15 protein-coding genes are annotated in these 22,100 nt (G+C 60.5%); 5 read left to right on the top strand and 10 right to left on the bottom strand.

Annotated elements, in window-relative coordinates; translation table 11 throughout:
• From NDJ82_RS27040 to pvdP, 9 genes are all read right to left on the bottom strand, one after another.
• On the bottom strand, positions 1-341 hold a 341-nt coding region (locus tag NDJ82_RS27040), incomplete at its 3' end, for a contractile injection system protein, VgrG/Pvc8 family (protein WP_250926641.1).
• A 2-nt stretch (positions 342-343) separates the two neighbouring features.
• On the bottom strand, positions 344-3,010 hold the full coding sequence (gene tssH / locus NDJ82_RS27035; RefSeq protein ID WP_250926640.1) for a type VI secretion system ATPase TssH: 2,667 nt from the start codon (positions 3,008-3,010) through the stop codon (positions 344-346).
• Positions 3,011-3,147: 137 nt separating this feature from the next.
• Positions 3,148-3,639, bottom strand: coding sequence for an Hcp family type VI secretion system effector (locus NDJ82_RS27030; protein WP_112194891.1), 492 nt, complete (start codon positions 3,637-3,639; stop codon positions 3,148-3,150).
• Between the two features lie 23 nt (positions 3,640-3,662).
• The gene (locus NDJ82_RS27025; RefSeq protein ID WP_250926639.1) at positions 3,663-5,384 is read right to left on the bottom strand and encodes an OmpA family protein; all 1,722 of its coding nucleotides are present in this window, start codon (positions 5,382-5,384) and stop codon (positions 3,663-3,665) included.
• A gap of 7 nt (positions 5,385-5,391) precedes the next feature.
• Positions 5,392-6,075, bottom strand: a complete 684-nt coding sequence (gene tssL / locus NDJ82_RS27020; RefSeq protein ID WP_250926638.1) for a type VI secretion system protein TssL, short form — start codon at positions 6,073-6,075, stop codon at positions 5,392-5,394.
• Positions 6,072-7,427 (bottom strand): type VI secretion system baseplate subunit TssK, encoded by a 1,356-nt coding sequence (gene tssK, locus NDJ82_RS27015; RefSeq protein WP_099584239.1) that lies wholly within the window; start codon positions 7,425-7,427, stop codon positions 6,072-6,074. The genes tssL and tssK overlap by 4 nt, the downstream gene beginning before the upstream one ends.
• Before the next feature lie 23 nt (positions 7,428-7,450).
• Positions 7,451-8,989, bottom strand: a complete 1,539-nt coding sequence (gene tssC, locus NDJ82_RS27010) for a type VI secretion system contractile sheath large subunit (protein ID WP_099584238.1) — start codon at positions 8,987-8,989, stop codon at positions 7,451-7,453.
• A gap of 33 nt (positions 8,990-9,022) precedes the next feature.
• Positions 9,023-9,526 carry a type VI secretion system contractile sheath small subunit gene (gene tssB / locus NDJ82_RS27005; RefSeq protein ID WP_158879330.1) on the bottom strand — a complete coding sequence of 168 codons (504 nt, stop codon included), beginning with the start codon at positions 9,524-9,526 and terminating at the stop codon, positions 9,023-9,025.
• A gap of 543 nt (positions 9,527-10,069) precedes the next feature.
• The gene (gene pvdP, locus NDJ82_RS27000) at positions 10,070-11,698 is read right to left on the bottom strand and encodes a pyoverdine maturation tyrosinase PvdP (protein WP_250926637.1); all 1,629 of its coding nucleotides are present in this window, start codon (positions 11,696-11,698) and stop codon (positions 10,070-10,072) included.
• Positions 11,699-11,841: 143 nt separating this feature from the next.
• On the opposite strand from pvdP, the gene pvdM reads away from it, so the two are divergent.
• From pvdM to pvdO, 3 genes are read left to right on the top strand one after another with little or no spacing between them, the layout of a single operon-like run.
• A complete protein-coding gene (gene pvdM, locus NDJ82_RS26995) occupies positions 11,842-13,185 on the top strand; it encodes a pyoverdine-tailoring dipeptidase-like protein PvdM (RefSeq protein WP_250926636.1) in 1,344 nt (447 codons plus the stop codon).
• A gap of 18 nt (positions 13,186-13,203) precedes the next feature.
• Positions 13,204-14,472 (top strand): pyoverdine-tailoring periplasmic protein PvdN, encoded by a 1,269-nt coding sequence (gene pvdN, locus NDJ82_RS26990; protein ID WP_250926635.1) that lies wholly within the window; start codon positions 13,204-13,206, stop codon positions 14,470-14,472.
• Between the two features lie 32 nt (positions 14,473-14,504).
• Positions 14,505-15,377, top strand: a complete 873-nt coding sequence (pvdO, locus tag NDJ82_RS26985) for a dihydropyoverdine dehydrogenase (RefSeq protein ID WP_112194877.1) — start codon at positions 14,505-14,507, stop codon at positions 15,375-15,377.
• A gap of 108 nt (positions 15,378-15,485) precedes the next feature.
• Here pvdO and NDJ82_RS26980 read toward each other — a convergent pair whose 3' ends face one another.
• Complete coding sequence (locus NDJ82_RS26980; protein ID WP_158879326.1) at positions 15,486-17,972, bottom strand: TonB-dependent siderophore receptor; 2,487 nt, start codon at positions 17,970-17,972, stop codon at positions 15,486-15,488.
• 430 nt (positions 17,973-18,402) lie between these two features.
• Here NDJ82_RS26980 and NDJ82_RS26975 point away from each other — a divergent pair, with 430 nt between their 5' ends.
• Positions 18,403-20,052, top strand: coding sequence for a cyclic peptide export ABC transporter (locus NDJ82_RS26975; protein WP_099584232.1), 1,650 nt, complete (start codon positions 18,403-18,405; stop codon positions 20,050-20,052).
• 132 nt (positions 20,053-20,184) lie between these two features.
• Positions 20,185-22,100, top strand: a 1,916-nt coding sequence (locus NDJ82_RS26970) for a condensation domain-containing protein (protein WP_250926634.1), incomplete at its 3' end; no start/stop codon positions are given.

The following is a 22,100-nucleotide window of genomic DNA, read 5'->3' as shown; positions in this document are numbered from 1 at the left end:
GCCAGGCGTGGCTGCAGGGTGATTTCATAGCTGGCCTGGTCGTTGGAGCCGCACTGGCGCCTGAAGCCGGTGACCACGCCGCGCAGGGTACGCAGGGGCTTGATGGGGGGCGGCGTCAGCCCCAGCAAGGGCAGTTTTTGCGCCGGGGCGTGCAGGCTGAAGCGGGCGTGCTGGCCGAGCAGGGTTTCGGCGGCGAGGTCACGTTCGGTGCTGGTGAATTCGATGTGGTAGGCGAACGGTTCGCTTAGCCGTTCCTGGCTTTTGAAGGCCAGGACGTCGAGGTGGGCGTTGACGTTGCGAACGCTCAGGGTGTGGCGGCTGTGGTCAAAGAAAGTCAGCATGTTCACACCTGCGAGGCGACGGCCTGAACCGTGCCTGGAAGATCGTCGAAGTGCAGGCTGATACCGTCTTCGGCGCTATAACCGAAGCGCACACCCTGGGGGCGTTGCTGTGCTGCTCCACGCTCCAACAGTTGCTGGCTGAGTACCGGCAGGATTTGCTCGTTGAGCAGGCTGTCGATATTGCGTGCACCCGAATCAGGCAGCAGGCAGGCGGCAACCAGCGCGTCGTTCAGGGCGTCGTCGCTCCGGCACTCCAGGCCGTAGTGGCGTTGCAGGCGTTTGGCAACCTGGGCCAGCTTGATGGCGACGATGCGCTTGAGCGCATCGGCTTGCAGCGGGCGATAGATGAGGGTCTGGAAGCGCGCCAGCAGCGCCGGCTGGAAGTGGTCGCTCAGGATCGGCCGCAGTCGTTCGTACAGCATGCTGTCCGGTGCGTCGGGTTGCGCCTGCACACAGCGGTGCAACAGCTCGCTGCCGAGGTTGGAGGTCATGAGAATGACGGTGTTGCGAAAGTCGATCTCACGGCCTTCGCCATCGCGCATGAAGCCGCGATCAAAGACCTGATAAAACAGATTGAGCACGTCGCGATGAGCCTTTTCCACTTCGTCGAGCAGCACGACGCTGTAGGGCCTTTGCCGCACCGCTTCGGTTAAAACCCCGCCTTGGCCATAACCGACGTAGCCGGGTGGCGAACCTTTGAGCTGGCTGACGGTGTGGGCTTCCTGGTACTCGGAAAAGTTGAGGGTGATCAGCGATTTTTCGCCACCGAACAGGCTATCGGCCAAGGCCAGGGCCGTTTCGGTCTTGCCCACGCCGCTGGTGCCGACCAGCAGGAACACACCCAGCGGCGCCTTGTCATCGGTGAGCCCGGTTTTGGCCGCCCGCAGGCGCTGCGCCATGGCGTTCAGTGCCGAAGCCTGCCCGATCACACGTTCTGCCAGTCGCTGTTCCAACATCAGCAGGTTGGCCTGTTCGTCCTTGAGCAGAATGCCCAGCGGCACGCCAGTCCAATCGGCAATCACGTGCGCAACGCTGCGCGCGTCCACATCCAGCGACAGCAGCGGTTGGCTGCCCTGGATCTCGCTCAACTGCTGCTGTAGTTGCTCGCAGGTCTCACGCTGCGGTGGCTGGGCCTGACGTGCATCAATCAGCTGTTGGGTGACGTCGAGTTCCTGTCGGTATTGCTGCTCCAGATCGAGGTACTGGCGTTGCAGCTCGGCGTGTTGTGCGGCGATCACTGCCAGGCGCGCATCAGCCTCCTGGCCGCCCATGCGCTGATCCTGCTCCAGCGCTTGCCGCTCCAGTTCCAGGGCCACTTGCCGGGCGCCCAGGTGGGCCAGCGCCTGCGGCTCGCAGTCCAGGCTCATGCGCACGCGGGCACTGGCGGTGTCCAGCAGGTCGACCGCTTTGTCGGGCAGTTGCCGGCCGGTCAGGTAGCGTCGCGACAGACTGACAGCCGCCTGCACCGCCGTATCCTGGATGTGCACACCGTGATGGTTGGCGTAACGCGCCTTCAGGCCTCGCAGCATCAGGCAAGCATTCGCGTCATCCGGCTCCTCAACCTTGACCCTTTGGAAGCGCCGTTCCAGGGCGGCGTCGCGCTCAAAATACTGTTTGTATTCGCTCCAGGTGGTCGCGGCGATGGTGCGCAATTCGCCACGGGCCAAAGCCGGCTTGAGCAGGTTGGCTGCGTCGGCCCCGCCGGCCTGGTTGCCGGCGCCGATCAGGGTATGGGCCTCGTCGATAAACAACAGCACAGGTCTTTCGGATTGCTGTACGGCGTCGATCACGTTTTTCAGGCGCTGTTCGAATTCGCCCTTGACCCCGGCCCCAGCTTGCAACAAGCCCAGGTCAAGGGTGCGCACACTGATCGACTTGAGGCTGTCCGGCACCCTGCCTTGGGCGATGCTCAAGGCCAGGCCTTCAACCAGTGCTGTTTTGCCGACACCAGGCTCGCCCACCAGAATGGGATTGTTCTTGCGCCGACGACTTAGGATGTCGATGACCTGCCGAATTTCGTCGTCGCGGCCAAATACCGGGTCGATCTTGCCTTGCGCCGCCTGGGCAGTGAGGTCGTGGGTGAATCTGTCCAGCACTGCCTGCAATGAACCCTCTTGGCTGACACGGGGTGGAGCTGTGGCGAGCTCGCCGCAGATGTCGGCGGCACTCCCCGACTGGGCAGGTGCTTGCAGTTGCGGACACTCCTCGGACGTGTGATCCAACAGTCCCGAGAGACGCTGCAACTGGACGTGGCTGAGGCTGAGCAAAGGCCAGGCGGACTCACACGCCAACAGGCCTGGTGTTTCCATCAGCGCGCTCAGAAGATGCACTGAGCGAAGGTTGTCGTTGTTATCGTCCAGCGAGGCCAGCACCCAGGCATCACGGATCAGTTGCTGCAATGGCTGCGACAACTGCGGTTTGCTCTGCACACTACGCGGCAGCTGATCAATATGTTCGAGCAACCCGTACCACAGCGCCTCCAGATTCCACTCGTAGCGACGGGCGATCACCGTCAGGTCACCTTCGCCCTGCCCCAGCAACTTGAGCAACCAGTGCTCAATGCTGATCTGCGCATGTGCCCGGTTCTGGCACAACGAAGCCGCTGCACTCAATGCCTGGGCGCAGTAGGGGTTGAGACGGCGAAGCAAGCGGGTGGAGTTGGGGGCCATACGGTTGCGTCCTTGTGCAAAGATTCATTAAGAAATGGCGTCTGGAATCGATGTGATTGGCTGAACGTCCGCGAGCAGGCGCTCAACCCAGCACACCGGGGCCAGCAGGCGAAAGCGCGCCTGCTGCTCCATACGTATCAAGCGCTTTGGCGTTCATTCCAGGAGTCGGAGTGGATGATGTTGCCGTCCTTGTAGGTCCAGGTGACCTTCTCGTAGCGCAACTCAATTTGTTCCAGATGGTTGTGTTTCTCTTTGCTCGGGTCTTTGACGTCGTGCATTTTCGGCGCGACTTTCACCACCTTGACGTTCTCCAGCTTGGTGATGAAGTACTCGACTTCCTGCCCGGCATCGTCGATGCGGTACCACTTGAACTCGGCACTCTTGAGGGTTTGCCCGGTGGTCACGGCCTTGTAGAGGTAGGGGCTGGACGCATCGATCTCCTTGGAGAACAGAAAGGGGGTATGAACCCGCGCGCCGGTCAGCTTTCCGGTGTTGTTGTCGGTGGGGATGTACAGGCTGTGATCCTGGGCGACCACCTCGATACTGCCCACACGCTTATCGACATTCACCGAGCCTTTGATTTCGGCACCACCATCGTCTTGCAGCCAGAGGTAAACGGGAATTGCCATGTGAAGCTCCTTTTCTCAGGAAGTTAAACGTCGCGGGATGCGACAGGGGGTTGTCTGTTCGGACCAGGGGTCGCGAGCTCGCAGGCCCCGGCCTCTGGTACCAGGCGGATATCGACGCGGCGATTGGCGGCACGCCCCGCCTCGGTGTCATTACTCGCTATCGGATAAGTGGCGCCGAAGCCCTGCACCGCAAAGCAATTGGCAGGAATACGCCCCATGCGCTGCATCCAGGCGTGCACGGCGGCGGCACGGGCGTGGGAAAGTCGAAGGTTTTTTTCGGAATCGCCGGTGGCATCGGTGTGTCCCGCGATAACGATCAGCCAACCTGGCTGAGCCTTGATATCGACCAGCGCTTTGATCAGGACGTGGGTCGAGCCGGCTTTGAGCTGGGCGCTGCCGGGAGCGAACAATGACAGGCTGTCCAGCCGTACTGAACTGGCGCTCCGCTCGGGTTTTGTAGCCGGTGGCGGCTCACTGTGGGCAGCCAACACCGCCTGGAGCGGTGCGCGCAACTGCTCGCCGCGATACAGGCCCAAGCCAAAGGCCAAGGGCACGCCGTGCCGGTAGTAAGCGTCCAGGCGCTGGGCGTGCTGCCGGAGTACGCCCAGCGCATTTTCACGCCAAAGAAACTCACGCTGATTACGCTGGGTCGGCACAGGTATAGCCGAATAGCGCCGCAGGTCATCACTGATCTGGCGCGCCAACAGGGTGTTCTGCCATGCCGAGCTGGCCAGAGCGATGACGAGCGCGCCGGTGAACAACCAGAGCGCAACGACGCTTGCGCGTTGCAGTGGGGTGCGTAGCGGTCGCAGCGCAAGGAGGTTGAGCAACGGATCGGGAAATGGCAACAGCACATCCGTCATGACCTGCCGGTTATCCGCCAGCGCCACCCTACTGTGCAACCATTGCTGCCAAAGGTTTTCGGGTACCGCCTGAGGCAGCGACGGCACCAGTTTGATCACCCACGTCGTTGCCAGGCAATTGCGCGAGTTTCGAGCGACGAGGTGTGGCCGCACCGCTTCATGCAACCAGGCCACAATGCTGTTGAGCTGTACGCTCGCGTGCATCCGCGCAGCCTGTAGGAGCCTGTCGGAGGTCTGCCGCTGCCATTCATCCGAACTGACACATGCACCGGCGTCATGGACGCGGACTTCGGCATGGCCGTTGTCCCAACAGAACCATGGCTCCTCGCCCTGCAAGGTTTGCAGGTAGCTTGCGAGCAATAGTGGCAGTGCGCTCCCACGCTTGCGAGCCAGGGCAAGCTGATCGCTGAAACCGCGCACCTTACCCGCGAGGATTGCACCGTCGCTGTGAACGCCTGGATTGACGATATACATCACACCCAGTTGCCCTGCCCACTCTGGACGCAGCGCCAACAGTGCGTCGGTGACAGCCGGCAGTTGCTCCACGTTCGGTACACGCACATAGCAACCCAAGGCCGTAACACGCAGGGCCAAGTGCTCGGCCGGGATCTCACCGAACAGATTGTTCAGGCTGTCTCCGCAGACCAGTACCACTGGGTGACGAAACGACGTCACAGGCAATGCCACGTTATCCGCCAACCTAAACGCCCCTGACAGGCGCTCGGCTCGGCGGTTCTGCGACACCCAGACCCAGGCGACACAACACACCGCGATCAACACCCCGAGCGCTCGCACCCACAGTTCAAGCGGAATGATGACCAGTAAAGCCAAGGCCAATAAGCCCGCCCACAGGTAAAGAATTCGATGCAGGTTGAAGGTCATCGTCCGCTCACCCCTGACCAGGCATAAGCGAAGCCATCGCATCGCTCAACAACTGATCCAAACCCCATCCCGTAGCCGCAAGCAACAAGCCCATCGCCAGGATCTGGATCAGCGGTGAGTGCAGCCAGGACAGGCACGCAGGCACGCCTGCGCGGGCCGCTTGCGTAACGAGGGTTTGCCTGACCTTGCGCGGAGTGACCTGCGCGTCAAGGGCAACCCGCAATTGCTCACGTTCAGGATCGTCCAGGTCACGGTAGCGCCCGCGAAAACCCAGCATCAATACCCGCTGGAATGCGGTCAGCACATGCCGATCAGGTGCCGGCCCGCGCAGCACTTCGCGTATGTCTTCATAAAGAAACTCACCCGCCTGGTGACGGTTGAAAAACTTGGCCTGCAGCGGTTCGCTGGCCCACGACGCCCGCGCATCATCGCTGGCGCAGGTCAGCACCGTCTCGTCGAGCAACGCACATTGCGCATGGCTGATGTGATCAATGCTGCGTTGACCAAGGCCCGCCAGCTTGAGCTGTTGGCGCACCTGCTCCACTTGCGCCGTGCAAAGCTGCTCCAACTCCCGACTGTTCTGCACCGAGGCTCCCTGGCGCAACTCAACCACCAACAGATAGGTGTCCTGCAGCAGCGCATCGATATCCACCGCAGCCGAATTGTGCTCTTCCAAAGACGTCACTTTCATGAGCGCAGCACCGCGAACAGTTCAAGCTTGACGTCGGCCAATGTGCTGGGGACGTAGAACGCGCAAACGCCTTCGTCCAGCATTGCCTGCCCACTGGGATGGCCGAGGTCCAGGGCGAAATATTGATTTTCCAGGCGTAATGGAATCGCCGCTGGCACATGGCTGAGCGACTGCAACGGCACCCCATCAAGCGCCGCATTGACCAGGTAGTTGACAGCGTCGGGCGTGCCGATCTTGCACAAGCGCGGGAACTGATCCTGCAACTGCGCCGCCGGTAGCCGACAACGCACTGACAAATAGAAGTCGGCACCGTTGCGTTCACGCAGGCGCGGGTCATTGAGCGTGACTTGCCAGCGATTGGCCCCACGCGCCTCCAGTAGCAAGGCAACGACCCGCGACGGCAGGCTGGCCTCCAGCAGCAGGGAAATGCTGTGCATCAAGGGTGGGAATACGGCCTCCAGATGCGCGTGTCGATAAGCCGGGATTTCATCGACATCGTGCTCCAGTGAAAACGTCAGCAGGCCGCCCGCCAGCTTGATCAGCACTTGATAGACATGCTCTGGATGACGCGCCGCAAATGCACGCAGATCCGCCAGCACCGGCTGATAGGTGTTCAGCGCATTAAGCAGCCAGAACAGCGAGACATCGGCCACCGCAAAGTCGGCCATGCGCTGATTGCTTTCGCGCCGCATGCCCATGAGCCGTTGCCGCTTGGCGGCTAACTGGGTCAACAGGTTGTCCAGTTGATTCACCAGCCCAGGATGCGCGGCGAAGCTGAGCAATGGCGGCACGAAACCGAGGTCGAGGCTCCAGGCCCCTTTCCCGTCTCGCACCAGACGTGCGACCGGACACGTTACGTAATCCGGGTTATCGTCACTGTGAAGGCGCAGGCTCAGCGCGTGTTCCAGCACACCAATCGACTGGGCCTCGTCTGCGTAGATATCCTGAACCTGGCGCCAGTCCTGACGATAACGAGTGGGCCGATCGACTCTGCTGCCTTCAAACACGCAGTTGTTGCCGTTGGCTTGCTCCAATGGCAGCGCCAGTAGCACGGTCACTTCCTGAACCTCGTCGGTGAGCAGCGCCGCCAGTTCCAACGCGGGAGGCAGCCGATCCATGCATTCGGTGTCGACCCATGTGCCATCCGGCATTCGCACTTGCAACAGAGCGGCCTTGAGCTTGCCCAGTCGCAACGCATCCAGGTCGAACTCCACAGCCTGAACGCCCCAGGGATGTACCCAGGTCAGTAGAGCGAGCTGGTTATTGGTCCAAGCCTCGTAGCGTGTCTGCTGCTGAAATTGCTGCGGCGACAGCAATGCTCCGGCGGCCCATAAAGGGCGATCGATCTTCATGGCATCGTTTCCCTACGATTGAATCAGGCCTTGGCCTTGGGCATCTGCGAAACCAGCGACAGGTTCACGTCCATGCCCTCGACCTGGAAGTGCGGCACGGCGTACAACTTGACGCGGAAGAAGCCCGGATTGTCATCAATGTCTTCGACCGTCACCTTGGCATCGCGCAGTGGATGCGAGGCCTGCAGGTCATCGCCGGGGTCTGTCATTTCGGTCACCAGCCCGCCAATCCATTTGTTCAGCTCAAGCTCCAGCAGACGTCGGTCCTTGGTAGTACCGATGTTTTCGCGCTGGATCAGCTTCAGGTAATGGGCGATGCGTGAGAGCAGAAAGATGTAAGGCAAGCGTGCGTTGATTCGACTGTTGGCGGTGGCGTCGGCCGTGTCGTACAGCGCCGGTTTCTGCGCGGAATTGGCCGAAAAGAAACATGCATAGTCGCGGTTCTTGTAGTACGAGAGCGGAATGAAGCCGAGGTTCGCGAATTCGAACTCACGGGTTTCCGGGATCATGACTTCGGAAGGAATCTTGACCTGATTACCGGTGCCCAGGTCGTACAGATGGATCGGCAGCTCCGTCACCGCGCCGCCCGATTGCGGCCCACGAATCTGCACGCACCAGCCATTGGTGATGAAGCTTTTGACCATGTTGGCCGCAAAGGCAAATGAGGCATTGGTCCACAGGTATTTACCGTGATCCGGACCCTTGACGCTTTCGATGTAGTTGAAATTACGTACTGGAATGGTGTCGGGGCCATAGGGCAAGCGCCCGAGGACGCGTGGCATGGTCAGACCGATGTAACGTGCATCGTCACTGTCGCGGAACGCCTTCCACTTGATGTATTCAGCGCGGTCAAAGTAGTTGCCGATGTCCTTGATCGCGGCAACTTCTTCCATGGACTCTTTGCCGAAGAAGGCTGGGCCGACCGCGCCCACAAATGGCATGTGCGCGGCGGCGGACACCTTCGAAATGTTGCGCAGCAGGGCGATATCCTGAGGGCTTCGGTCAAACTCGTAGTTGGAGATAGCTGCTGCAATCGGCTCACCGCCGGGAGTGTCGTACTCCTGGGTATAGGTGTGCAGATACAAGCCGCTCTGGGCGATTTCCGGCGCATCCTCGAAGTCCTGCACGAGGTGATCCTTACTGATATCCAACAGTTCGATGCGCACGTTCTGACGGAAATCCGTCTGATCAATCAGCGACTTCACGCCACGCCAAGTCGACTCGACACGTTGGAAATCCGGATGATGCATGACTGCGTCGAGTTGACGGCTGATCTGCATGTCCAGGGAGGCGATGTGTTCGTCCAGCAGGACTCTATCCAGACGCTCTACTTTCTGCGGTGATTGTTTAAGCAACTTTAAAAACACGCTGACCGCTGCGGTCACCCGCTCATCGGCTGATACCTCAGACAGCGCGTCGGCGTTTTGAAACGCTTCTATACCACCCATCGTTACTATCGGGTTTAGATTGATCTTGCTAAACAGCGCACCGTAAATACCACCGCACGCTTCAGTTAACACAGTAGCGCTGCGCGATTGTTCGCTGGAACCTTCTACAGTCATAACGGCACTTCCCTTTAAAAAGCATGAATTAAATCAACGATCTTCCACAGGCGCCAAGGCAGCCAGCTCCGCCCTTAGTTCGTCACTGAGCGCATCATCTTTGAGAATACGCTCTAACTCGTGGCGAAAGGTCACGTTATCCAGCAAGTTGGATTTGAGATCGCGCAACAGGTTGCGCATAGCCAACAAGGCCCGTAGTTGCGGAATCTGCCTCGCTACTTGCTCGGGCTCAAAGTCTTTCATACAGTGAAAGTTCAGTTCGACAGACGTATCAGATGCCTCGTCGCTCAACGTATCGGGAACGGCGAGCTTCAGGCTGGGCGAGAAGTCCGCCAAGACGCTGTCGAGGTTGTTTTTATTGATGTTGACCTTGCCTCGCTCTGACAGCGGACGTTGCTCCTGGCCGTTGCTGTAGTCACCCATCAGCATCAGTTTAAGTGGCAGTTCAATCTTCTTCTGCGCACCACCGGTATGCAGGTCAAGCTTGATATTGATCCTGGCTTTGGGTACTTCATTTTGAAAGCTGCTTAAAGTCATAACTCCATCCGTAAGTCGCCTTTTCAACAGCGCAGTTAGCCATTGAAAAAATAAAGACCGAAATCCATAGAGAGAAAATGGATTCCTTACTGGAAAAGCCAACGCACTACCCGGCCGCCGGCAAACTCCTTCTACTTAGAATGAAGTATTGCCTTTTATATTTACCACCCCCAAATCACGGGCAAGAGCTTTCCGAGGCGCTTTGCGGAAACTTCCCACAAATTGCCCAGATCGGCCCTCTCGCAATCAACGTTTAATATTTAACTACGAACACAAGAAAGATCCGTCAGAGCTTCAAACTATTTGTAGGCAATCACTGTAGGAGGTTTTATTAAAATAACAAAAAGCGGACACTCTCTTACCGTTATAGGCGCTGTGTTTATAACGTAAGAGGCAATCAAGGAGGAACAGTTAAACCGCCCAATCAGGAGGAAACACTTCCGTACCGTCAAGCAGACACCGAGGCGGAAGCGGCGGCAGGTGCAGAGTACTGCCCGCCACCGCTGGTCAATATCGTAAAAATTGAAATTTACGCGTGCGCAGTCACACCTCCCGCGCCTTCACCTTCAAATGCCGCGCATACCAAGGCCGCTTCGGCACCCGCTTGAACAAGCCTTTGAGCGCATCGTCATCAGCGCCAAATGTAATCCTCAACGCGAGCTTCATGGTCTCCGGGTCCATTTCCATCGACTTGCCCATCTGCAAGCCCGGTGTGGTGCTGCAGCCATGGGTGTCCGGGCCGAGCCACGGGTCGCCGACTTCGACCCAGCGGCCGGGTGCGAACCAAGCCACGCCGTTGACCTCCAGCCGGCTGACTTCGCCTGGATTGAAGCGCTCGTGGGCGCGGAACCAGTCTTCGATGCGGTCGTCGATCCAGCCGTGGAAGTGCCAGAACACCGGGTTTACGTGGGAGGAAAAAGGGTCGCCAAGGAAGTCGTTTTCAGCGGCATACCAGCGTGCGGAAAAGTCTGCTGGGTCACGGGCAAAGGGTACTGGCGCGCCGTTGGAGGGGTCGCGGGGCACCGAGGCCCAGCGCATGTGCAGCCAGTCGTGCAGGCCCAGTTCCATTTGCGAGCCCAACTGCCCAAGCGTGAATTTGGCCAGGTAACGTGGGTCGCGGTATTGGGACTCCCAGACCTGGAAGTTGCTGTGGTAGGTCTCTTCGGACTTGATGTCGCTGACCCACTGGGTGTATTCGCTGTCGTCCGGGGCTGACCAGGTGGGCGGCAGCGCGAAGCCATCGTGGTTGTCGAAGTAGCGCACAAAGCCCAGGCGATCACGTTCCAGCGCCGGTTGCGGCTCGGGGAAGGCGGGCCACGAGGGCAAATCCTGCATGGCACGGGCGGTGCCGAGCATGTGCCGGTGCATGAAGAAGAAGTCGATACCCGAGCCGTTGCGGTCTTTGCGTTTGCCACGGGCATCGCGCTCCTGGCCACGGGGCCCGGGTTGCCAGCCGATGCCGCGCAGGGCGTCGCGCTTTTCTTCGGAGAGTTTGTGCCATTGGTCGCGCGTAGCGTGCCACAACTGGTGGAACAGGCGGTGTTCGGGGGCAATCAGCCACGCGAGCAGCGTCGGGTTATGGCCGATGCGCTGGCGGGCTTCGGGAAACAGTTGTTTGTGGGCGACAAAACGGTTGTCGCGCTCAGTCAGCGCCAAGGGGCGATCAAGGTCGAGGATCTGCCCGCTGAGGGTGCCGCTGCCGGCGTTGCCGAAGTCGGCCCAGACTTCATCGAGGGTCATCTTGAATTCATAGGCGGGCCGGCCATCGGCCGCGTCGCGGTCGATCAGGCGCCAGTAGAGCAAGGCGCCCTCGCCCGTCAGCAAATCGCCCAATACGCGATAACGTGGTTCGCCTTCGGCACGCAGGTTCGCAGCAGTGTCGAGGTAGCCGCGCAGGCCTCGGCCACGGGGTGCGATGTCGAGCAGCAGCTCCAGACCTTGCAGCGGCAGGCCCTTGAGGCCCGCGTCGCGGCCTTCCAGGCGCAGGCTCCAGACACCGCGCAAGGTATTGGCCAAGTGTTGGCCGGCAGTGTCAGCCAGATCCACCGTGGCTTCGCCGGGGGTGATGGGGAATTCTTCACGCGTCCACTCGCGATGGGCATAGAAGGCGGCCGGCACAGCGGCGCCGGTGAGCGCGAGGCCTGCGATGAACCCACGTCGAGAGATGGTCATTGTCTACCTTAGGAAACGGCTTGATCAGAGCTAGAACGTTTGCTGACAGGGGAAATTTACCGCTGCCGCCTCGCCCGCCTAAATTTCCCCGCGCATTGCTCGTTCCTCCCTGATAGCGAAGGCCTCAACTGACTGAGATGGCAATGACAAAATCACGTTCGAAAAAGGCGCTGTACATCGGCCTGCCCCTGGCCCTGGCGGTCGGCGCTGGCTTGCTGGCCTGGGATCACTGGGTCAGGGGCAATGCCGGCTACCCGCTGGAGGTGATCAAGCAGGCCAATGAAATGCAGGACCGCCTGCTGTCATTCGACAGCCATATCACCGTGCCGGTGGATTTCGGCACCGCCGGCAAGGAAGCGGACAAGGACGGCAGTGATCAATTCGACCTGGTCAAGGCCAGTCGTGGCCGCTTGTCCGGCGCCGCGTTGACCATCTTCGGCTGGCCAGAGATCTGGAACGGCCCCAACGCACCACACAAGCCCACCGAAGGGTTTGTAGAAGCGGCACGCCATGAACAGGAAGTGCGCTACAAGATCATCAGCGCCATGGTGCGCGACTTCCCCAACCAGGTCGCCATTGCCTACACCCCGGATGACTTCCGGCGCCTGCATGGCGAGGGCAAGTTTGCGATCTTTATGAGCATGCTCAACGCCTACCCTCTGGGCAACGACCTGAACCAACTGGACCTGTGGGCCGCGCGCGGCATGCGCATGTTCGGCTTCAGTTATGTGGGCAATAACGCCTGGTCGGACTCCTCGCGCCCGCTGCCGTTTTTCAATGACAGCCCGGATGCCCTGGACGGCCTGTCGGACATTGGCAAGCAAGCCGTGCATCGCCTCAACGACCTGGGTGTGATCATTGATGTGTCGCAGATGTCCACCAAGGCCCTGGAGCAGGTGGCACAGCTGAGCCGTACGCCGATGGTGGCTTCTCACTCGGCACCGCGAGCATCGGTGGATATTCCGCGCAACCTCAGCGACAAGGAGTTGCAGCTGATCAAGCACAGCGGCGGCGTGGTGCAGATCGTGGCCTTCTCCGCCTACCTGCGCCCGCTGAGCCAGCCGACCCAGGACAAGCTCAACGCCCTGCGCGCCCGCTTCGACCTGCCGCCCCTGCCCAACCTGGCCATGGCACTGATGCCCGGCGACCCCATCATCGCGGCTTGGCCCGAGCAGCGGTTCGGCGAGTACGCCAGCGCGCTGTACGGCATCCTCGAAGAAGAACCCAAGGCAACCCTCAAGGACCTGGGTAACGCGATCGACTACACCGTGCGCAAGATCGGTATCGACCATGTCGGCCTGTCTTCGGACTTCAACGACGGCGGCGGCATCGACGGCTGGAACAACGTGGGCGAAATCCGCAACGTCACCGCCGAGCTGATCCAGCGCGGCTACTCCGAAGCCGATATCGCCAAGCTGTGGGGAGGCAACTTCCTGCGGGTGTGGGACCAGGTACAAAAATCCGCCAAGCCATTGGCCAACCGCTAACCACCTGGAAGCCAGTCCATGACCGACCGCCGTACGTTCCTCAAGCAGGCCGGGGTATTTGCCGCCAGCCTGCCGCTTGGCGCTGCCATCCTGCCTCACGCACAGGCAGCCCCCACGCAAGACCCATGGACGGGATTCAAGCAACTGTTCAACCAGGACCCGGATTACCTGCATTTCTCCAATTTCCTGGTGGCCTCGCACCCCAAGCCGGTACGCGAGGCCATCGAGCGCTACCGTGCGCAGATCGACCGCAACCCAGGGCTGGCCATGGACTGGGACCTGCAGGAAACCTGGAAGCGCGAAGGCCAGGTGCGCGAATGGGCCGGTCACTACCTGAAGGCCACACCCCCGCAGATCGCCCTGACTGGCAGCACCTCCGAAGGGCTGGCGATGATTTATGGCGGGATCAAGGTGCGGCCCGACCAGGAAATCCTGACCACCGTTCACGAGCATTACGCTACCCAGAACGTGCTGGATTATCGCGTCCTCAATCAAGGCACCCAGGTCCGTCGCATCACGCTGTTCGACAATGCCAACCAAGTGTCCGCCGACGAAGTGCTGGGCAATATCCAGCGCGCCATCCGCCCCAACACCCGCGTGCTGGGGATGACCTGGGTGCAGTCCGGCAGCGGCGTGAAGCTGCCCATCGGCGAAATCGGCAAGTGGGTGGACGAGCACAACCGCGACCGCGACGAGCAGGACCGCCTCCTCTATGTGGTGGACGGCGTGCACGGCTTCGGCGTGGAAAACCTCGATTTTCCCGACATGCACTGCGACTTCTTCATCGCCGGCACCCATAAATGGATGTTCGGCCCACGCGGCACCGGCCTGGTGTGCGCCCGCGACCCCGAGAACAAATACGTGACACCCATGGTGCCGACCTTCTCCGAGGACAAGGATTTCGCCACCAGCATGACGCCGGGCGGTTACCACGCCTTTGAGCATCGCTGGGCGGCGGACGAGGCCTTCAAGCTGCACTTGCAGTTGGGCAAGGCGCACGTGCAGGCGCGCATCCAGGCGCTGAATACCGAATTGAAAGACCAGTTGCTGGCACAACCCCAAGTCGAACTGGTCACCCCGCGCAGCACCGAGCTGTCCGCGGGCTTCACCTTCTTCCGGGTCAAGGGCCAGGACAGCGACGCGGTGGTGGCCCATATGATGAAACACCGCGTGGTGATCGATGCAGTGGAGCGTGATGTCGGCCCCGTGATCCGCACCTCGCCCGGTCTGCTTAACAACGCCGACGAAATCCAGCGGTTCATGACCCTGCTGCGCCAGCGGGTGTGACGCTTACTTTTCCCTTTGAACGAGATGCCCACATGATTCCATTCCGACCCAAACCCTTGAGCGCCCTGGCGCTGATGGCCCTGTGCAGCGCAATGCTGCCGGGCCTGGCCCAGGCCGCCGCGCCACAACCGGGCAAGGTGTTCAAGGACTGCAAGGACTGCCCGGAAATGGTCGTACTGCCCGCCGGCACCTTCACCATGGGAACGCCTGAAGATGAAGTCGGCCGCGAGCCGGATGAAGGCCCGATGCATGACGTGACCTTCGCCAAACCGTTCGCCATGAGCCGCTTCCATGTCACCGCCGGTGAATGGGACAGCTATGTGCGCCAGAGCGGTGTGAAGATCGCCAACGGCGACGAGCGCCCCGGCCGCGAATGCATCGCCAGCAAGCCGCGTTACCCGCAAGGCCCGCGCCAGCCGGCAGTGTGCATGGACATGGACGACATCAAAGCCTACGTCGCCTGGCTGTCGAAAAAGACCGGCCAGAAGTACCACATGGTCAGCGAAGCCCAACGTGAATACGCCGCCCGCGCCGGCTCCACCGGGCCGTTCCCGTTCCCCTTCGATGAAGGCAAGGGCTACAGCATCGCCCAGCACGCCAACACCTATGGACCGGCAGACGGCTACAGCTACTCCTCGCCCGTGGGCAGCTACCCGCCGAACGCGTTCGGCATGTACGACATGCACGGCAACGTCTACGAGCGCGTCGCGGACTGCGAACACACCAACTACATCGGTGCCCCGACTGACGGTAGCGCCTGGGTGGAACCGAACTGCGAGTCCTATCAGATTCGCGGCAATGACTGGGGCGAAGCACCCGTGTTTTCGCGCTCGGGCAACCGCAACACCATCTACCCGCAGACGCGGGGGGACTGGATCGGTTTCAGGGTGGTGCGTGATCTCTGATAACGCACGCTGAAACCGGCATAAAAAAAACCGCCTGGCATGTGCCAGGCGGTTTTTTTATGTCTGGAGGAAGCTGGCGCGAGCGCCCGCTTCCGGTGGGTCAGTGAATCAGAAGGCGTACTTGGCGTTGATCATTGCGTTGCGCGGTTCGCCGTAAGAGCCCGAGTTGAACGTGCCCATGCCGTCGTAATACTTCTGGTCAAACAGGTTGTTGACGTTCAGCCCCACACTCAGGTGGTCATCCACTTGGTATTTGGCCAACAAGCCAACTACGGCGAACGGATCCTGAGTAGCCTTGTAGTAAGGGCCGGAATAATTGATTTGCGATGCAGCGTACATCTCACTCTGCCAGGTGACGTTGCCGCCAACCGTCAACTTGTTCCATTCACCCGGCAAGCGATAAGTAGTGCCGAACTTGAACTGGTTGATCGGCTGGTTGGTCTGTACCCGACCGCCGTCCTTGTCGTGGGACTCACGGTAGGTATAGCCACCAAACACGTTCCAGCCCCTGGCCACTTCACCCGAGATCTCGGTCTCGACGCCACGGGTGTTGGTACCACTGATGGCCTTGTACACAGCGCGCCCCGAAGAATCCGTGCCTGACTGCTCCGGCGTGTTCTTCTGATTAATCTCAAACACCGCGACGCTCGCGTTCAGCGCACCGTCGAAGAACTCACCCTTGAGACCGATCTCGTAGTTGTCGCCTTCAAGCGGCGCCAGCGAGGTGCCGGAGGCGGTTTTGTAGAACGTCTGCGGCAAGAAGATGCTGGTGTAGCTGGCGTACGCCGAATAGGTGTCGTTCAACTCATAAACAATGCCGGCATAAGGCGTGACAACCCCGGTCTTTTTGGTCTTGTCGGTCGCCTTGGTGCCATCGAGATAATTCTTGACCTCATCCTCCTGATTCCACCAGCTGAGCCGGGTCCCCAGAATGATGGTCAGCGGATCGAACGGTTTCAGGCGCAGCGCACCGTACATGCCGGTCTGCTGCAAGGTCGTGACGGTGCCGCCATCCTTTTGATACTCACGATTGCCGTACTCACGGCCGTCCCAGTTGAAAATGTTCGCCGAACCGTAGTCGCCGTCATCATTGTGACTGGCGTAGTTAGGGAAGTTCAGGTGAGTGCGCGAGGCGCTGGCACCGACCACCAACTCATGTTCTCGACCGCCAAGGTTGAACGGGCCGGAAGCATAAGTATCGAGCGTATCCTGGGTCTGGTAGCTGTCCAGGCGGTAAATAAATACGCCCGTGCCTTCACCGGTCACTGGGTCAGGGTAGCCGCCACTTGCCGATGCGCCCTGGCCTTTACGGTAGGAGTATTGATGGCTGTAAGCAGTCTTCAGGCTCCAGTCATTGTCCAGCTTGTGATCAAGCATGGCGGTGAAGTTGTAGCTGGTATTGTCCATGTAACTCGAACGCGAGGCCGGGTTGAATGAACGGGAGAAGTTGGTTTGCTTGCCGTTGCTGAAAAATAGCGGGATATGCCCGTAGCTGGTGCCGTCGGCATTGTTATTCTGATAGTCGAGGCTAGTGCGCAGCGTTGTGCTGTCGTTCAAGTCGATATCCAACGCGCCGTACATAACGCGCTTTTCCTGACTGTACCAGTCAATGAACGAATTTTGCTTCTGATAAGCCGCCACGAAACGTCCACGCACATTGCCGGTTTCCGTCAGCGGGCCAGCGACGTCGACTTCGGAACGGTAGCGGTCCCACGCCCCCGCTTCTCCGGAAACGTAAGCCTGGAAGTCCTTGGTTGGACGCTTGCGCACCAGGTTGATGGTGGCAGACGGAGTGCCTGCACCACTCATCAGGCCGGTAGCGCCGCGCACGACTTCGACACGGTCATAGATGGCCATGTCCGAGATTGAGCCTACATATTGCTGCGACTCGTTGGCCACCTGTGACGGAATGCCGTCGTACTGGAAGTTCTGGATCGCAAAACCACGGGAGTAAAACGTGTAACGCTCACTGTCGCGGTGATTGATGCTGATACCGGGCGTGAAAGCCATCACTTCGTTGAGCGTCGAAAGATGCTGATCATCCATCAACTGGCGGGTAATCACGCTGACCGACTGCGGCGTTTCACGCAACGACAATGGGAGCTTGGTTGCCGTGCTGGTGGCCCCTGTAGTGTACGAACCGGTATTTTCGGTCGTCGCCCCAAGCCCCTCGGCACTGATGGTGGTTGCCCCAAGGTTCAGCGCAGAACCGCTGGTGGGCGTCATCACGATGTAGTTGCCGTTCGCTTCGCGACTGGCCTGCAAGCCACTGCCCGACAACAGTCGAGACAGGCCTTCATCCACGCCGAACTGCCCTCTCAGCCCTGGGGTGGAGCGCTGGCTGGCGAGCGCCGGATCGTAGGAAATCGATACGCCGGCAGCCGAGCCGAATGCCATCAGCGCATCCGACAATTTACCGGCCGGGATCGCGAAGGCAACCTTGCCCGCTTCACTCTGGGCAAATGCAGCGCTCGGCATCAATGTGGCAGCAGCTGGCACAGCCAGCGCGGCACCCAGCATCATCAGACGCACGGTCTGCGGCAATTTCTTCAGCGCGTAATGCTTGGGCGTAGACAACCAAAGGAAATAAGGCATCGACAGCAATCCTTGAACAGTGAGGCGTGTGATTGGCAGAAATAGTGGCGTCTTTGAGCGCCTCTGGTTAATAAGACGGTTCAGGTAATGAAAACCAGACTCATTTACCTGCTTATTTTTCACCGCGCCTCCAAACGCACTCGACCAACAACCGCGAGGACTATTAATGCTCGGGCGCGCCAGCTCATCGAAATGAAAGCGTCCACGGGAGAGGAACGGCGTACCGGCCTACGGGTGCCGACCGAAGAACGCGGCCGCATCAAGCTATAACGTGGGACGGCAGGACAAATTTAGGCCCCGCGCCCAACGCAATAAGGCTAAATCGCGCCGCAGTCGAAACGTCTCCTACAAAAGCCCGCGAGCGATCAAATGGATCGCCGGGTCTCCACTCGCCCTTAGCACGTAGCCACGTCGCGACCGAGGTAGTTTCATGACCGCAAAACCGCGTAGCGCCCTCAGTGAACTCTTGAGCCTGCTCAAGCCGTATCGCTACACCGTCATCCTGTCGATTCTGTTCGGCATCCTCGGAGGCGTGAGCGTCACGGCCCTGCTTGCCACGGTCAACCAGGGCCTGCACAGCGAGTCCGGCCTCACCACCGCCGTGGTCCTGGCCTTCGCCGGCTTGTGCCTGCTCGCCCTGCTCAGCAGCATTGCCGCCGACATCGGCAGCAACTTCGTCGGGCAAAAAGTCATTGCCAGGCTGCGCAAGGACCTCGGCGCCAAGGTACTGTCAGCACCGATCGAACAGATCGAACGCTACCGCAGCCATCGCCTTATTCCGGTACTGACCCACGACGTCGACACCATCAGCGACTTCGCCTTCGCCTTTGCCCCGCTGGCCATTTCCATCACCGTTATCCTCGGCTGCCTGGGCTACCTGGCGAGCCTCTCGCTGCCGATCTTCATCATGACCCTGCTGGCCATCGGCATCGGCTCAGCCATCCAGTTCATCGCGCAAAGCAAAGGCATCAAAGGCTTCTACGCGGCGCGGGAAGCGGAAGACAACCTGCAAAAACACTACTCGGCCATCGCCGAGGGCGCCAAGGAACTGCGGATCCACCGCAAGCGCCGCCACGCCATGCTGACCCGCAATATCCAGGCCACCGCCGACCACATCTGCGACACCCACGTGCGCTCGATCAATATTTTCGTGATCGCCAAAAGCCTGGGTTCGATGCTGTTCTTCGTGGTCATCGGCCTGGCGCTGACCCTGCAATCGTTCTGGCCCAGCAACAACCCGGCGATGATGAGCGGCTTTGTCCTGGTACTGCTCTACATGAAAGGCCCGCTGGAGAACCTGATCGCCAACCTGCCGATTATCAGCCGCGCACAGATCGCCTTCCGCCGCATTGCCGACCTGTCCGAACGCTTCTCGTCGCCGGAACCGCACTTGCTGCTCGACGCCGATGAGAGCCGCATGCCGCCCATGAAGCATCTGGAGTTGCGCGACGTGCAGTACGCGTTCCCGCCCGTGGAAGGCAGCGCGCCCTTCAAGCTGGGCCCGGTGAACCTGACCATCGAGCCTGGGGAAATCCTGTTTATCGTCGGTGAAAACGGCTGCGGCAAGACCACCCTGATCAAGTTGCTGCTGGGCCTGTATACCCCGCAGCAAGGTGAGATCCGCCTCAACGGCACAACGGTGGACGCCCACGGCCTGGACGATTACCGGCAAATGTTCACCACCATTTTTGCCGACTACTACCTGTTCGACGAACTGGTGCAAAGCGACAAGGCCCTGCCGGACGACGCCAACCAGTACCTGGAGCGCATGGAAATCGCGCACAAGGTCAGCATTCGCGATGGCGCGTTCACCACCACCGACCTCTCCACCGGGCAGCGCAAGCGCCTGGCGCTGATCAACGCCTGGCTCGACGAGCGTCCAGTGCTGGTCTTCGACGAATGGGCCGCCGACCAGGACCCGACTTTCCGCCGCGTGTTCTACACAGAGCTGCTGCCGGACCTCAAGCGCCTGGGCAAGACCATCATCGTGATCTCCCACGATGATCGTTACTTCGATATCGCCGACCAATTGGTGCGCATGGAAGCCGGGCGCGTCATCACCGAAAAAGCTTTCGCCTGACCTCACCCTCCGGCGAGCGCCCTGCCGCTCGCCGCTTGCCCGCCAAGTCCCACGTCACACCTAAATCTCGTCGGCCACGCTTCGTCTTTCTGACAACGCATATTTACGCAGCCGATGGCGACGAGACCAAACATGAACCCACTGAATCAACTCCCCGACGACGACTTGCTGGCTTTGTTGATGGCCGACGACGTCGGTTCAGAGAATTCCATCAAGGCTTCCCCCCATCGCGGCCCCACTCCCCTGTCCTTCGCCCAACAACGCCTGTGGTTCCTGCAACAGCTCTCGCCCGACAGCAGCGCCTACAACCTGCCCAACGCACTGCACCTGCGCGGCCCGCTGGATACACCGGCGCTCGGCGCAGCCTTGCAACAGGTCATCGACCGGCACGACGTGCTGAAAACCGCATTCCACACCGTTGATGATGAACCCCGACAAGTGCTCGACCCGCAAGCCCGCATCCACTTGCGCGAAGAGGACCTGTCCGGCCTGGCACCACACGCCCGTACCGCCGCCGTCACTGAGCGCCTGGCCGCCGAGGCCGGTGCGCCGTTTGACCTGGCGCGTGCGCCGCTGATTCGCGCCACCCTGATCAAACTTGAGCGCGATGACCACATCCTGCTGTTGAACATGCACCACATCGCCTCGGACGCCTGGTCCAACCCGATCCTGATGCACGACCTGATCCAGGCTTACCAACGCGCCTGCCAGGGCGACACGACGCCGTTGGCGCGACCTGCCATCCAGTACGCCGACTACGCCCGCTGGCAGCGCGAGGAGTACCCGAACACGCCTGAACAACAGCGCGCCGCCGAGTATTGGACGGATTACCTGGGACGCGAGGTTCCCACGCTGGACCTGCCTACCGAGTTCCCCCGCAATGCCGGACAACAGCACCGCGCCGGCAATCTCCAGCTGTCAGTGCCCTCAGCCCTGAGCCAACAGTTGCAAGGCTTCTGCCAGCAACAGGAGGTGACGCCGTTTATCGTGCTGCTGGGCACTTGGCAACTGCTGCTCAGCCGCTACAGCGGCCAGCAGGACTTCACTGTCGGCGTGCCAAATGCAGGCCGCAATCAGAGCGAGACCCAGGACCTGGTGGGGTTCTTCGTCAGCAGCCAGATCTACCGCACGCAACTCACCGACGACCTGACCACAGGCGAGTTTCTCCAAGCGTTGCGCCAGCAATCGCGGGCGGCCATGGAACATGCCGACTACCCGATTGAACTGATCATTGAGCACCTGCAACTGCAACGCAGCACACAGGCCAATCCGCTGTTCCAGACCCTGTTCAACTGGCGTGTGAGCCAGGAACAAACCGGCGCGCTGAAGCTGGGTGAGTTGAGCCTGACGTTCCTGCCGGTGGCGCAACATGAGGCCAAGTTCGACCTGTCGATGGACGTGGACTACGCGCCACAGCACATCACCGCGAGCATCGAGTACAGCACCGCATTGTTTGGAGCGGCGACGATTGAACGCCTGGGACGGCACTGGCTGCACTTGCTGCAAAGCCTCATTGCCGACCCGCAACAGCGGCTGGCCGACCTGGCGATGCTGGACCACGCCGAGCAGCAGCAGATCGTCAGCGCATGGAACGCCACCACCACCCACTACCCGCTCCACCACAGCGTCCAGCAATTGATCGAAGCCCAAGTGGCCGCCACGCCCGATGCGCCGGCATTGGTGTTCGGCGACCATCAACTGAGCTATCGCCAGCTCAACCAGCGCGCCAACCAACTCGCCCACAAGCTGATGGAACTGGGCGTCGGCACGGATGCACTGGTGGGCATTGCCACCGAGCGCAGCCTGGAGATGGTCATCGGCCTGCTCGCCGTGCTCAAGGCCGGCGGCGCCTATGTGCCGCTGGACCCCGAATACCCGCAAGACCGCCTGAGCTACATGATCGAAGACAGCGGCATTGGCTTGCTGCTGACCCAGCAACACCTGCTCACGCAGTTGCCGATCCCCGCCGCGCTGCCGGTGCTGGCCCTCGATCAACTGGACGTCAGCGGCTATGCCGACACCAACCCGCAAGTCGCCGTTGACGGCGA

The organism is Pseudomonas sp. SR18 (genome assembly GCF_023701505.1).
GTDB lineage: Bacteria > Pseudomonadota > Gammaproteobacteria > Pseudomonadales > Pseudomonadaceae > Aquipseudomonas > Aquipseudomonas cyclaminis.
This window is presented reverse-complemented; position numbering and strand designations above follow the sequence as displayed.

Excerpts from the sequence above, each read along its gene's own strand:
- tssH (WP_250926640.1), bottom strand. The coding sequence starts at position 3,010 with ATGGCCCCCAACTCCACCCGCTTGCTTCGCCGTCTCAACCCCTACTGC.
- NDJ82_RS27030 (WP_112194891.1), bottom strand. The coding sequence starts at position 3,639 with ATGGCAATTCCCGTTTACCTCTGGCTGCAAGACGATGGTGGTGCCGAA.
- NDJ82_RS27025 (WP_250926639.1), bottom strand. The coding sequence starts at position 5,384 with ATGACCTTCAACCTGCATCGAATTCTTTACCTGTGGGCGGGCTTATTG.
- tssL (WP_250926638.1), bottom strand. The coding sequence starts at position 6,075 with ATGAAAGTGACGTCTTTGGAAGAGCACAATTCGGCTGCGGTGGATATC.
- tssK (WP_099584239.1), bottom strand. The coding sequence starts at position 7,427 with ATGAAGATCGATCGCCCTTTATGGGCCGCCGGAGCATTGCTGTCGCCG.
- tssC (WP_099584238.1), bottom strand. The coding sequence starts at position 8,989 with ATGACTGTAGAAGGTTCCAGCGAACAATCGCGCAGCGCTACTGTGTTA.
- tssB (WP_158879330.1), bottom strand. The coding sequence starts at position 9,526 with ATGACTTTAAGCAGCTTTCAAAATGAAGTACCCAAAGCCAGGATCAAT.
- pvdP (WP_250926637.1), bottom strand. The coding sequence starts at position 11,698 with ATGACCATCTCTCGACGTGGGTTCATCGCAGGCCTCGCGCTCACCGGC.
- pvdM (WP_250926636.1), top strand. The coding sequence starts at position 11,842 with ATGACAAAATCACGTTCGAAAAAGGCGCTGTACATCGGCCTGCCCCTG.
- pvdN (WP_250926635.1), top strand. The coding sequence starts at position 13,204 with ATGACCGACCGCCGTACGTTCCTCAAGCAGGCCGGGGTATTTGCCGCC.
- pvdO (WP_112194877.1), top strand. The coding sequence starts at position 14,505 with ATGATTCCATTCCGACCCAAACCCTTGAGCGCCCTGGCGCTGATGGCC.
- NDJ82_RS26980 (WP_158879326.1), bottom strand. The coding sequence starts at position 17,972 with ATGCCTTATTTCCTTTGGTTGTCTACGCCCAAGCATTACGCGCTGAAG.
- NDJ82_RS26975 (WP_099584232.1), top strand. The coding sequence starts at position 18,403 with ATGACCGCAAAACCGCGTAGCGCCCTCAGTGAACTCTTGAGCCTGCTC.